Source organism: Cloacibacterium caeni, assembly GCF_907163125.1.
Lineage (GTDB): Bacteria > Bacteroidota > Bacteroidia > Flavobacteriales > Weeksellaceae > Cloacibacterium > Cloacibacterium caeni_B.
Genome location: NZ_OU015319.1, coordinates 1,197,682 through 1,210,406 on the forward strand (window position 1 = coordinate 1,197,682; position 12,725 = coordinate 1,210,406).

Below are 12,725 nucleotides of genomic sequence, written 5' to 3' on the forward strand. Positions count from 1 at the left end.
TTTTTATATTGATTTGAGATTCGAGATTCGAGATTCGAGATTTAAAACTCAAAGAATTTCAAACTCAAATTTCAAATTTCAAATGAATTTAAAATTAATTTTCTAATTTATCTAAGAATGGATAGTTTGGTTCAGAATAAACATATTCATATACTTTTTCTGCACTTGGATACGGAGATTCTTCTGCAAAAGCTTCACATTCTTCTACAAACATTTTAGATTTTTCTTCGATAGCTTCTAATTCTTCTTCAGTAGCCCATTTGTTTTCTAAAATTCTGTTTTTAACTAAAACGATTGGGTCTTCTTCTTTTTTAAGCGCTACTTCTTCTTTAGTTCTATAAGGTTCTGCATCTGACATAGAGTGACCTCTGAATCTGTAAGTTCTAGCTTCTATAAAAGTAGGACCGTCTCCTCTTCTTGCTCTTTCCACAGCTTCGTAAGCTACTTCTGCTACTTTTTCTGGATCCATAGCATCTACAGGCATACAAGGCATTTCGTAACCTAAACCTAATTTGTAAATATCTTCGTGGTTTGCTGTTCTAGAAACTGATGTTCCCATTGCATATTGGTTATTTTCTACCACGAAAACTACTGGAAGTTTCCAGTTCATTGCCATGTTAAAAGTTTCGTGTAAAGCACCTTGTCTTACCGCTCCATCACCAAAATAACAAATGGTAACTCCTCCTCTTTCAAAATACTTATCTGCAAATGCAATACCTGCTCCTAATGGAATCTGACCACCTACAATTCCGTGACCTCCGTAGAATCTATGCTCTTTTGAGAAAATGTGCATAGAACCACCTAGTCCTTGAGAAGTTCCTGTTGCTTTACCGCACAATTCAGCCATAATTCTCTTAGGATCTACTCCCATTGCCATAGGATGGACGTGACATCTGTATGCTGTAATCATCGCATCTTTAGTAAGATCCATCGCATGTACAAATCCTGCAGGAATAGCTTCTTGGCCATTGTATAAGTGTAAAAAACCTCTAATTTTTTGTTTTAAATAAAGAGAACGGCATTTGTCTTCAAACCTTCTCCACATTGTCATATCTGCATACCATTGCAAATAAACTTCTTTAGAAAACTCTTTCATTGATAAGTTTTAATTTGTTGATTTTTCAAAATTTAAAATGCCTTTAAAGAGCATTTTTCTGAATAATATGCAAAAATAGTAAAATTCTTTTGTTTATAAGAAAACTTATGTCACAAATAATGATGATATTTGTTTCTTTAAATATTATATTTTTGAAAAAACATTTATAAATCCATGTCTAAGAAAAATTTTTCTGCTGTTGTATTCCTTTCTAAAGTAATTTCTAACCTACTCAATCCACTTTTTTCGCTACTCATCTTTTTTATTTGTTTTGCTTATGTAAAAATGACTTGGGAAGAATCTTTAATCAATATTTTATTGATGATTGCGTTAGTGGTTATTCCTATTTTCTCATGGATTGGCTGGAATGTAAAAAAGGGAAACTACACTAACATGGATGTTTCTGACCGAAAACAGAGAAACAGTCTTTATCTCTTTAATTTCATCATCATTGCCATTTATACAGGAGTTTTATATTATACCAAACAAAGAACAGATTTGCTTTTTATCATTGTTTTTTTGTTTATCCTCATGCTGATTATGCATATCAGTAATTTTTTCATCAAAAGTTCTATGCACACCGCTTTTAATGTTTTTGTAACAGCGCTATTCTTTTCTTTGAATCCTATTTTAGGAATTATTTGGTTCGTTCTCACATCATTTGTTGCCATTTCTAGAATTATTCTGAAAAGACACACGCCAAAAGAAGTGATAATGGGAGCATTTATTGGAACGGTGGTTTCTTTAGCTTACTTATATTTTAATATACAGACATTTCTATAATCTTAAATTTTTCACTACATTTATAACTCAATTTCAAGAATATGGAAAATCTTAAATCCTTGACTTCTGGCGAAGAACAAGTCATGAAAATCATTTGGAAACTTGGCCCTACTTATCTTAAAGACATTATGCTTGCTTTTCCAGAGCCAAAACCACACCAAAATACCGTTTCTACTTTTTTGAAAAACTTGGTTACCAAAAACTACCTAAAACCTGTTTCTGAAGGTAGAATTCATAAATATGAAATCTCTGTAACTCAGGAAAATTATAAAAAAACACTTTTGAAAAACTTCATTCTGAATTTTTACGATAATAATCCTAATGCTTTATTAGTGGACTTAATGAATGAAGGAATGGTTCAGCTTTCCGTACCTGAAAAAGAAAAGGACAAAGACAAAAAGAAGAAAAAGAAGAAGAAAAAATAATTCTGTTGGATAATGGATGTTACAGGTGAGAAGTTTATGAAATAGAACACCCTTTTTCCAACTTCAAAGCATACATCATGATTACAAAATTTAAAGAAATCTGGGGAAAAACCGATGATATTATTTTAAGATATCCTATGGTTCTTACCACAGCGCTTATTGCAGCTATTTCTGCGGTTGTTGCAATAGAAATTGACCATCAAGACAATCAATTTTTAGTAACCAAATTAGCTTTTGCTGGATGTTTGGGAATTTCGCTGATGTTTGGTATTAAAATGCTCTCTCAAAGAATTGGCAAAGGTTTACTTTTAGAAATTTTAGGAGCTGCATTTCTTGTTTGGTTTTATTTTTATTTGCCAGACTCCGAAAAGCAATTTACAGAAGTAAATGGTTTTGTGATTTTTGCGCTGGTCATTTTATCACACTTATTCGTTTCATTTTCAGGATTTTTAAATAAAAAACCAGAACTTAATTTTTGGCAATTCAATAAAAATTTATTCATCAATATTTTCCTAACTGCCGTTTTCACAGGAGTTTTAGTTTTGGGAGTTGTTTTGGCGATTTTAGCGGTAGATAAATTATTTGACTTCAATTTCAACAATAATCTTTATCCTAAAACCATCCTATTTTTAGCCATTTTAGGAAGCACTTTCATTTTTCTAATTTTTAATGACAAAGGAATTTTTCAACTCGAAAAAGACGGAAACTACCCTCAAATTCTGAAATTTTTCACACAATTTGTTCTTATTCCGCTATTATTAATTTATGTAACGATTTTATATTTCTACGCTGGTAAAATATTGATTAACTGGGAATTACCACGAGGTTGGGTTTCTTATCTTATTTTAATTTATTCAGTGGTCGGAATTTTAGCATTGCTTTTGGTTCATCCTCTGAAAGAAGAATCTGCAAAATCTTGGGTAAAAGTTTTCTCCAAAATTTTCTATTACACGCTTATTCCATTATTGGTTTTACTTTTTGTAGCGATTTTTACCAGAATTTTAGAATATGGTTATACAGAACCGAGATATTTCGTTTTGCTATTGGCAATTTGGCTTACCACAGTAGTTTTTTATTTTATTTTTTACAAAAAAGCGACCATTAAATTTGTTCCGATTTCACTGTTTATCTTTGGTGTATTTGCATTGATATTCCCTTATGTCAATGCTTTTTCTACCGCTAAAAGGAGTCAGAAAACAGAATTACAACAGATTCTAACCAAAAACCAACTTTTAGAAAAAGGAAAAATTAATTTTGAAAAAGCGATTCAAGATTCAGTAGCAACTGAAGTTGCAAATAAATTTCAATTTCTGAACGAAAGAAAACAACAAGCATTTCTACTGAATTTTATCCCAAAAACTCATCTTTCTAAATTCAAAAAAATATTAGAAAAAGAAAGATATATGGTGAACTCAGAAATGAGAATTTCTTTCCAAAACATCATTAAATCGAAAGAAGTTAATGCTTACAAAAGCGATTATCAAGGTGTATTTTCTAACAAAAGAAATTATGATATTCAGAACTACGAAAAACTTATTGTTTTCAGCAATACAGACATTCAAAACGAAGAACAATTAGACGATTACATATTAAAGACAAAACCAATTAAAGATGCTTATATTTTCTCAGGATATATCATTGATTTAGAATCACCTACCAAAGTTACCCAATCTTATGATTTAACTCCTTTTCTCAAAAAACAATTAGAAAAAGATAATGCAGACCAGCTCATTACTCCAATAGAAGAAATTTCTACAGAATTTGATTTGCACCAGTATCATTTCAAAGTATATTTTTCAGAAATTATCAATGACAAAGACAACAAAAAAGATAATATTTCTTTGAGAGACATGATCATTTTAGTCAAGAAAAAATAATTCCTATTTACCCCAATAAAAAAGCGACTCAATACTGAGTCGCTTCATTTTTTTCTTTGAAAAAAGATTGTTTACCAACGGCTTCCACCTCTATCGTTTCCACCTCTGTTATTTCCGTAACCACCTCTGTTTCCGTAACCACCACCTCTGTTGTTATCGAAACTTCTTCTTGGTTTTTCTTCTCTTGGTTTCGCTTCAGAAACATTAAGTTCTTTTCCGTTAAATTCTTTACCGTTTAGAGCTTCAACTGCTTGTTGTCCTTCTTCATCACTCATTTCTACGAATCCGAAACCTCTACTTCTACCTGTTTCTTTGTCTGTAATAATTTTGCACGAAGTAACTTCGCCAAATTCTGAAAATAAATCTTGTAACTGATAATCTTTAGTTACGTAATTGATGTTTGAAACAAAAATGTTCATTGTTAAAAAAAATTAAATTAAAATTGTCCTAAATGATTGAATTATAAAAGAAGACAAAAAACGAATGAACATTATTTTGAAAAACATTTATAAGAAATCTTTCGCAAGATACAACAATAAATGACATAAACAATTTTTATTTTGGCGTGCCCTATTTCCCAAAGCCTAAATCCCTGTAAAATAGGTCGTTCTACGCTCACTCGCTTCCCGAAAATTTATTTTCGGGAGAGCTCAGACAAATCGCTTCGCACTCACGCAAACTCCCGTTATAAAACACCACTCAACCTTTACCTTTACCTAATTCTAAGGCACTTTATGCCCCAAACTGGCTTCTAAAAGGGTAAACCAATCTTCTATTGTTAAATTTATTTCGAGAGATTTTCTAAGAGATTTTATGCTTTCCGCTTTAGACGTTCCTATTATCGGTAAAATTTTAGCAGGATGTTTTAGGAGAAACGCAAGTAAAAGTTGTGCTTCGTCTGCATTATATTTTTTTGACAAATCACCCAAAACCGACTTTATTCTCGCGGTTCTTTCAGAATCTTCTGCGAAATAACTTCCCATCACACTCCAAGCCATAGGTTGCAACTTTTTCATCATCATTTGGTCAATCGTTCCATCATAAAAAGCTTTGGTTTCCGTCAAAGAAACTTCTACTTGATTAGTCACCAATTGCGGAAAAAATTTAGAAATTAAATCAAACTGAGTCACCGAAAAATTGCTCACCCCGAAATCTCTCACTTTTCCAGAACTTCTCAAAATTCCGAATGCAGCAGCTATTTCTTCAGGATTCATGAGTGGAGAAGGTCTGTGTAACAATAACAAATCTATATAGTCTGTTTTTAGATTTTTCAAACTCTCATCTACCTGATTCAGAATATATTCTTTAGAATAATTATAGTATTTCAACGGAAAATTTTTCTTTTCAGAAGGCATACAAATTCCACATTTGGTAATCAACTGAATTTTTTCACGTTCAATTTTCATTTCAGAAAAAGCATTTCCGAACAATTCTTCTGTAGTATAACCACCATAAATATCTGCATGATCAAAAGTAGATAAACCCTCTTCTAAAGACGTTTCTATTAATTTTTGCACACCACTTTCAGAATGATTGGCTCCCCAAATTCCCCATCGCATTACTCCAATAATAATTTTTGAAAAATCCATAATTTTAATTTTCATCAAAGTTAAAATTATCTCTTCAATTGTGAAGCAATTATTCGTAAAAACAGAAGATTCACATCAAAACAATTATAGTTTCCTTCAATAAAATCAATGAAAAGAAAGTATTTTAAACTAACGCTCAGTTCATATTTATAGCATAATTTTGTGGCTTGAAAAAATAATGTAGATGAATTATCACACAAGAAAATGGATTAAACCAGAAGATTTAAACGCCAACCATACTCTTTTTGGAGGCAAATTATTACAATGGATAGACGAAGAAGCCGCTTTGTACGCCATTATCCAATTAGAAAATCCTAGAACAGTTACCAAATATATTTCCGAAATTAATTTCGTAAATTCTGCAAAACAAGGAGATATTATAGAAATCGGGATTGAAGTAGTAAATTTTGGGAGAACTTCTATCACACTTAGCTGCGAAGTGAGAAACAAAATGACGCACCAAACCATTATTACTATTGACAAAATTGTTTTTGTATCTTTGGATGAAAATGGAAATCCGCAACCCCACGGAAAAACCGAAGTGGAATATGTGGAAGACCGATTAGGCAAAGGATAAATGCAAATTTTTATTAAAAATATGGTTTGTAACCGCTGTATTTCTGCAGTGGAAGATGTTTTCCGAAATTCTGAAATTGATTTCGTTTCGGTCAATTTGGGTTGGGTGGATATTTCTACAGAAATTTCAAAAAATCAGTTTGAAAAACTCAACGAAAATCTAAAAAAAATAGGTTTTGAAATTCTAGAGGATGCATCAAAAAAACAAATCGAAAACATCAAAAAACTGATTTTAGAAAAAGTTCAAAATCTTGATATTAATGAAGAATTCTTGCTTTCTAAATATCTTTCCGAGCAACTCCACAAAGAATACAGCAGTATTTCTAAGGTTTTTTCACAAACAGAAAACATTACTTTAGAACAATATTTCATTCTTCAAAAAATTGAAAAAGTAAAGGAGCTTTTGATTTATCGCGAACTTACCCTTTCTCAGATTGCCGATAAATTAGGTTATAAAACGGTTCAACATCTTTCTCAACAGTTCAAAAAAATCACAGGATTTTCGCCGTCACAGTTTCAAGAACTCAAAGAAAAAAAGAGATTACCTATTGATTTGATTTAAAATTTTCATTTGCCAAAATCTTAAAAATCTAAATTTCATAACATTCTACCAAGATTTGATAATGGTTTTTATTTGATTAATTTTGAAATTTGTATCAAAATTAAGAAAGATGAATACCAAAAAATATAACGTTCTCGGAATGTCTTGCGAAGGCTGTCAGAAAAAAATTTTTTCTGCTTTAAATAATGTTGAAGGAATAAAAGCCGATGTAAATCTCGCAGGAAATTTCGTTGAAATCACTTCTGAACAAGAAATCGACTTAGAACAACTCAATACAGAGCTTAAAAATGCTGGAAACTACGTTTTAGAAGATCCAGAAAAACCAAAATCTACAGAATTTATTCCACCTCAAGACAGAGTTTCTATAAGTTCGGTCTATTATTGCCCGATGGAATGCGAAGGCGATAAAGTCTATTTCGTGCAAGGTAAACGTTGTCCAGTTTGTAATATGTACTGCGTTCCAATTGAAGAAAAAGAAGAAAATCGCAAGAAAGGAATACATCAGCATCACCACGAAACCAAACATGAGCATCATGTGGAAACTTTTTCAGAAAAATTGGGTGAATATTATTGTCCGATGTTTTGTGAAGGAGATAAATCCTACCCTGAAAATGTTGGATGCCCAGTTTGCGGAATGGATTTGGTGAAAATCACAGGAAATGACGATGAATCCGAAGATGATACTTACAAAAATCTGCAAAATAAATTTTGGATTTCGGTTGCTTTTACACTTCCCGTTTTTATTTTATCGATGGGAGGAATGTTTTTTGAGTTTCCTTTTAGTTCAAGAGTTTCAGGAATTTTACAATTGATTTTCACGTTTCCTGTAGTATTTTTTACAGGTTGGTTTTTGTTCAAAAGAGCTTGGATTTCTTTTAAGTCTTGGAACCTCAATATGTTTTCACTGATTGGTTTAGGAGCAAGTGCAGCTTTCGTTTACAGCATTTTCTCATTATTTTTTCCGAGTTTAATTCCTCACGAATTCATGCAAAACCATCACGAAGTTCCACTCTATTTCGAAGCGGTAGCTGTGATTTTAACTTTGGTAATTTTCGGACAAATGTTGGAAGCAAAAGCCCATCAGAAAACAGGAAACGCCATCAAAGAATTGATGAATCTATCGCCAAAAGAAGCACATCTTATTCAGAATAATGTAGAAAAAAATATTCCAATTTCAGAAGTTAAGATTGGAGATATTCTAAAAGTAAAACCAGGAGAAAAAATTCCTGTTGACGGCGAAATCATTGAAGGAAACACAACCATTGACGAAAGCATGATTACAGGTGAACCTATTCCTGCAGAGAAAAAATTAGGCGACAAAGTCACTTCTGGAACCATCAACGGAAACCAAGTTTTTCTCATGAAAACAGAGAAAATTTGCAAAGACACACTCCTTTCTCAAATTATAGAAATGGTAAATGCTGCAAGCCGAAGTAAAGCACCAATCCAAAAACTAACGGATAAAGTTTCTAAAATTTTTGTTCCAGTGGTGATTGCTATTTCAGTGTTAACTTTCATTTTCTGGTACTTTTTCGGTGGAGAAAATCGTGCTATTTTTGCTTTGGTCAATGCTTTAGCGGTTCTCATTGTAGCTTGTCCGTGCGCTCTTGGTTTGGCAACGCCAATGTCTGTAATGGTGGGAATTGGTAAAGGTGCGAGAAACGGAATTTTGATTAAAAATGCCGAAGCTTTGGAAGAAATGGAGAAAGTAAACGTGATAATCACCGATAAAACCGGAACTTTAACCGAAGGAAAGCCTTCTTTAACTCAAATTTTCTCAGAAAATATCCTAGAAAATGAAGCATTACAATTGGCTGCTTCTCTAAATGAAAACTCTGAACATCCACTTTCACAAGCGGTTTTAAATGCTGTCATTCTGAATACAGACGATAAGTCTGCGAACGTAGTTCAAAAACGAAATGAAGAGTCTGTTTTGCCTCAAAATGAAACAGTTAAAAACTTTGAAAATATTTCAGGTAGAGGAATTTTAGGAGAAATTGATGGCAAAACATTGTTCCTAGGAAATATTCATTTTCTTAAAGAAAATCACTTTGAAATTTCTGAAAATCTACTTCAAAAAGCTCAAATTTTAGAAAACGAGGCGAATACTGTTTCTTACTTAACGATTGACGGAAAAGCTGTTGCTGTTTTTGGCTTTAAAGATAAAATCAAAGAAAATGCAAAATCTGCCATCAAATCTTTACAAAATAAAGGCATTGAAGTTATCATGATGACGGGCGATAATGAAGCCACTGCAAAACACGTTGCAGAAAATTTGGGCATCAAAAAATATTTTGCGAATTGTCTTCCTCAAGACAAAATAAACGAGGTTAAAAACCTCCAAACTCAAGGAAAAATCGTGGCAATGACTGGCGATGGAATCAATGACGCTCCTGCTCTTGCACAAGCCAATGTAGGAATTGCAATGGGAACAGGAACTGATATTGCTATGAATTCCGCAGAAATTACTTTACTGAAAGGCGACATTTCTGGCGTTGCAAAATCTAAAATTTTGAGCGAAAAAATGATGAAAAATGTAAAAGAAAACTTGTTTTTTGCTTTTGCCTACAACACGCTCGGAATTCCGATTGCTGCAGGTTTACTCTACCCTATTTTCGGCGTTTTATTGTCTCCAATGTTTGCTGCAGCTGCTATGAGTTTTTCTTCCGTTTCCGTGATTGCTAATTCTCTGAGATTGAATAAAGTAAAATTGAAAATTTAAGTTGATTTTTTAGACGAAAAATGTATCTTTGAGATAAATAATATCTCTAATGAAAAGAAAACTTTTATCACTGCTTTCAGTAGCTTCATTTTTCTTAATGAAAGCTCAAAATACAGATTATAACAAAGATTTTAAATTCTTAGAATACGATATCGAAAAGCTTCAAAAAGGCTATCAAAATAAAGAATATAAAATTTCAGAAGTTGTAAAATCTTACTTGGAAAGAATAGAAAAAGTGGATAAAAACGGAGCAAAACTCAATGCTGTAATTACGGTAAATCCTGATGCAATGAAGATTGCAGACAGTTTAGACCAAGTTCCTTTTCAATTAAGAAAAGGTGCACTTTTTGGCGTTCCTGTTTTGCTGAAAGATAATATTGATACCAAAGACAAAATGCCTAATACAGCAGGTTCTTTGGCAATGAAGGATTCTTTTCCGCTGCATGATGCATTTTTGGTTGAAAAATTAAGAAAATCTGGTGCCATTATCATCGGGAAAACCAATCTTTCAGAATGGGCCAATTTCCGTGGAATGATGTCTGTTTCTGGCTGGAGTGGAAATGGTGGTTTAACTAAAAATCCGTATGATTTAACGAGAAATACTTGTGGTTCTAGTGCAGGTTCTGGCGCTGCAATTTCTGCAAATTTGGGAATTTTTGCGATTGGAACCGAAACCAACGGTTCAATTATTTGTCCGAGTAGTGTGAATGGAATTGTAGGCTTAAAACCTACGGTTGGATTAGTGAGCAGAAGCGGAATTATCCCGATTTCTGTTTCGCAAGATACAGCAGGACCGATGACGAGAACCGTAAAAGACGCTGCGATTGCACTTGGCGTTTTGACAGGTGTTGACGAAAAAGATGCGCATACTTTAGCTTCCAAAAATATCGCAAAAACAGATTATACTTCTTTCTTAAAACTAGACGGTTTAAAAGGAAAACGAATTGGTTATTCTAAAAAATCTAGCGGAAATGTAAAAGTAGATGCACTTTTTCAAGAAAATTTAAAATTTTTGGAGAAAGAAGGCGCTATTTTAGTTGAAATTTCTGAAGAGCCTGTTTCAAATGAAATTCAAGGAAAATCTTTTGAATTGATGGTTTTGGAATACAAAGATGGATTGAATAATTATTTCAAATCTTTAGGACCAAATGCAAAAATAAAATCGGTAGAAGAATTGATAGTTTTCAACAAAAATAATCCTGAAGAAATGAAATATTTCAAGCAAGAATTTCTAGAAATGACGCAGGCTACCAAAGGAATGCAAGATGAAAATTATGCTAAATTGTTAAAAGAAATTCAGGAAGGAAGTCGTAAAAACGGAATTGATGCCACATTGAAAAAGTACAAATTAGACGCTCTTATCGCTGCTTCTACTAGTCCAGCTTGGAAAACGGATATGGTGAATGGCGACAATTATATTTTTGAAGGTTCTGGCGCTGCTGCGATTGCTGGTTATCCTAGCATTACCGTTCCTATGGGAAATATTGATGGATTACCGGTTGGAATTTTATTTTACGCAGAAGCTTGGAGCGAAGGAAAACTCATCAATATGGCCTATACTTTTGAGCAAAAAAATCCACAGAGATTAGTTCCACAGTTTAAAAATTAGAAAAATGTCTGATCTTCAGAAATATAATACCGAGCAATTAATGAACAAACTCATCTCTCATGAGTTTCCTGAAGTTTTGGAAAAATATTCCGAAAATGATTTAGAAAATCATCTCGCCGTTTATATTAATGAATTGATAGACAAAGATTTCAATAAATTAGTCAACTTATTATACCGAATTGATATCAGCGAACAAAAACTGAAAATTGCCCTTCAAAATGAAGACAAAACCATCAGTTCTGGCAAAACCATTGCCAAATTAATTATCGAAAGACAACTTCAAAAACTAGAATTTAGAAAGAAATTCAGTAAGAAAAAAATTGAGGAATGAAAAAGAAACTCGTCGTTTTATCAGGTGCAGGAATTTCTGCGGAAAGTGGAATTTCTACGTTTAGAGATTCTAACGGACTTTGGGAAAACCACAGAATAGAAGATGTGGCTTCGCCAGAAGGTTTTGCTAGAAATCCGCAGTTGGTTTTAGATTTTTACAATTTGAGACGAAGACAATTGAAAGAAGTAAAACCCAATCTCGCTCACGAAATTCTTGCAGAATTAGAACAATATTTTGATGTACATATCATCACCCAAAATGTAGATGATTTACACGAAAGAGCGGGTTCTAAAAAAGTCATTCATTTACATGGAGAATTGAAAAAAGTACGTTCTGTGAAAGATGAAACCCAAATTTTCGACTGGGAAGAAGATTGCAATTTAGGAGATTGTGATGAATTGGGAAACCAACTTCGTCCACATATTGTTTGGTTTGGGGAAATGGTTCCAGAAATGGATAATGCTACCGAAATTGCTTCTAAAGCGGATATTTTCATCGTGATAGGAACTTCTATGCAAGTGTATCCAGCTGCTGGATTGATACATTACGTCCCTAAGAATTGTGAAATTTTTGTGATTGATCCACATTTAGAAAACCAGTTCACCAAACACGAAAATTTCTTGAAAACATCTGCCACCGAAGGAATGAAGATTTTGAAAAAAAGATTGTTAAAAGAAACTATTTAGATTTTGGCTAAAGCCAATTGATTTTTTTTAATTTGAAAACGGGCTAAAGCCCGTTCCATTTGATTTTAAAATTTTATTCGAATTTCCATTATTAATTTGACTAAAATTTATTGTTATTTATACCACTTTTTCTTTAACCAAAGACTTGCTTTCACCAATAAAATAAGCACTGGAACTTCAATGAGTGGACCAATTACTCCAGCAAAAGCTTCTTTAGAATGAATCCCAAAAACAGCAATGGCAACAGCAATCGCGAGTTCAAAATTATTTCCAGTGGCGGTGAAAGAAACTGAAGCGTTTTTATCATAATCTATTCCTAATTTACGATTGATAAAGAAACTAGTGAAAAACATCAAAACAAAATAAATCACCAATGGAATCGCTATTTTAATCACGTCAAAAGGTAATTCTACAATTTTATCGCCTTTTAAACCCAAATTCCGCAATAGAAAAAAAAGAGTATTTTAGT

12 protein-coding genes and 1 pseudogene are annotated in these 12,725 nt (G+C 32.7%); 9 read left to right on the forward strand and 4 right to left on the reverse strand.

The features are described from left to right. Positions 1 to 94: 94 nt before the first annotated feature. Complete coding sequence (pdhA, locus tag KKQ79_RS05520; RefSeq protein ID WP_213189280.1) at positions 95 to 1,096, reverse strand: pyruvate dehydrogenase (acetyl-transferring) E1 component subunit alpha; 1,002 nt, start codon at positions 1,094 to 1,096, stop codon at positions 95 to 97. Between the two features lie 174 nt (positions 1,097 to 1,270). Here pdhA and KKQ79_RS05525 point away from each other — a divergent pair, with 174 nt between their 5' ends. The 3 genes from KKQ79_RS05525 (at position 1,271) to KKQ79_RS05535 (ending at position 4,181) form a co-directional block, all read left to right on the forward strand. Next, positions 1,271 to 1,879: a phosphatase PAP2 family protein gene (locus KKQ79_RS05525; protein WP_213189281.1), complete on the forward strand. Its 609-nt coding sequence runs from the start codon at positions 1,271 to 1,273 to the stop codon at positions 1,877 to 1,879. A gap of 41 nt (positions 1,880 to 1,920) precedes the next feature. Beyond that, a complete protein-coding gene (locus KKQ79_RS05530) occupies positions 1,921 to 2,304 on the forward strand; it encodes a BlaI/MecI/CopY family transcriptional regulator (protein ID WP_213189282.1) in 384 nt (127 codons plus the stop codon). A gap of 77 nt (positions 2,305 to 2,381) precedes the next feature. Next, positions 2,382 to 4,181: a DUF4153 domain-containing protein gene (locus tag KKQ79_RS05535; protein ID WP_213189283.1), complete on the forward strand. Its 1,800-nt coding sequence runs from the start codon at positions 2,382 to 2,384 to the stop codon at positions 4,179 to 4,181. Between the two features lie 71 nt (positions 4,182 to 4,252). On the opposite strand, the gene rbp is transcribed toward KKQ79_RS05535, so the two are convergent. Together rbp and KKQ79_RS05545 are read right to left on the reverse strand one after the other, a co-directional pair. Further along, complete coding sequence (gene rbp, locus KKQ79_RS05540; RefSeq protein ID WP_069798372.1) at positions 4,253 to 4,600, reverse strand: RNA-binding regulator; 348 nt, start codon at positions 4,598 to 4,600, stop codon at positions 4,253 to 4,255. Between the two features lie 303 nt (positions 4,601 to 4,903). Further along, positions 4,904 to 5,770 carry an aldo/keto reductase gene (locus KKQ79_RS05545; RefSeq protein WP_213189284.1) on the reverse strand — a complete coding sequence of 289 codons (867 nt, stop codon included), beginning with the start codon at positions 5,768 to 5,770 and terminating at the stop codon, positions 4,904 to 4,906. A gap of 184 nt (positions 5,771 to 5,954) precedes the next feature. Between KKQ79_RS05545 and KKQ79_RS05550 the strand changes: the two genes are divergently transcribed. The 6 genes from KKQ79_RS05550 to KKQ79_RS05575 all read left to right on the forward strand — a co-directional run bounded on the left by KKQ79_RS05550 (position 5,955) and on the right by KKQ79_RS05575 (position 12,256). Further along, positions 5,955 to 6,347, forward strand: coding sequence for an acyl-CoA thioesterase (locus KKQ79_RS05550; RefSeq protein WP_213189285.1), 393 nt, complete (start codon positions 5,955 to 5,957; stop codon positions 6,345 to 6,347). Further along, positions 6,348 to 6,908 carry a helix-turn-helix transcriptional regulator gene (locus KKQ79_RS05555; RefSeq protein ID WP_213189286.1) on the forward strand — a complete coding sequence of 187 codons (561 nt, stop codon included), beginning with the start codon at positions 6,348 to 6,350 and terminating at the stop codon, positions 6,906 to 6,908. A gap of 109 nt (positions 6,909 to 7,017) precedes the next feature. Further along, a complete protein-coding gene (locus KKQ79_RS05560; protein WP_213189287.1) occupies positions 7,018 to 9,630 on the forward strand; it encodes a heavy metal translocating P-type ATPase in 2,613 nt (870 codons plus the stop codon). A 49-nt stretch (positions 9,631 to 9,679) separates the two neighbouring features. Next, positions 9,680 to 11,239 (forward strand): amidase, encoded by a 1,560-nt coding sequence (locus tag KKQ79_RS05565; protein ID WP_250131195.1) that lies wholly within the window; start codon positions 9,680 to 9,682, stop codon positions 11,237 to 11,239. A gap of 4 nt (positions 11,240 to 11,243) precedes the next feature. After that, positions 11,244 to 11,570 (forward strand): hypothetical protein, encoded by a 327-nt coding sequence (locus tag KKQ79_RS05570; protein WP_213189288.1) that lies wholly within the window; start codon positions 11,244 to 11,246, stop codon positions 11,568 to 11,570. After that, positions 11,567 to 12,256, forward strand: a complete 690-nt coding sequence (locus KKQ79_RS05575; RefSeq protein ID WP_213189289.1) for an SIR2 family NAD-dependent protein deacylase — start codon at positions 11,567 to 11,569, stop codon at positions 12,254 to 12,256. The genes KKQ79_RS05570 and KKQ79_RS05575 overlap by 4 nt, the downstream gene beginning before the upstream one ends. A 113-nt stretch (positions 12,257 to 12,369) precedes the next feature. On the opposite strand, the pseudogene KKQ79_RS05580 reads toward KKQ79_RS05575, so the two are convergent. Then, positions 12,370 to 12,690 (reverse strand): annotated as a pseudogene (locus KKQ79_RS05580) (arsenic resistance protein); the annotation flags it as partial. Positions 12,691 to 12,725 lie beyond the last annotated feature (35 nt).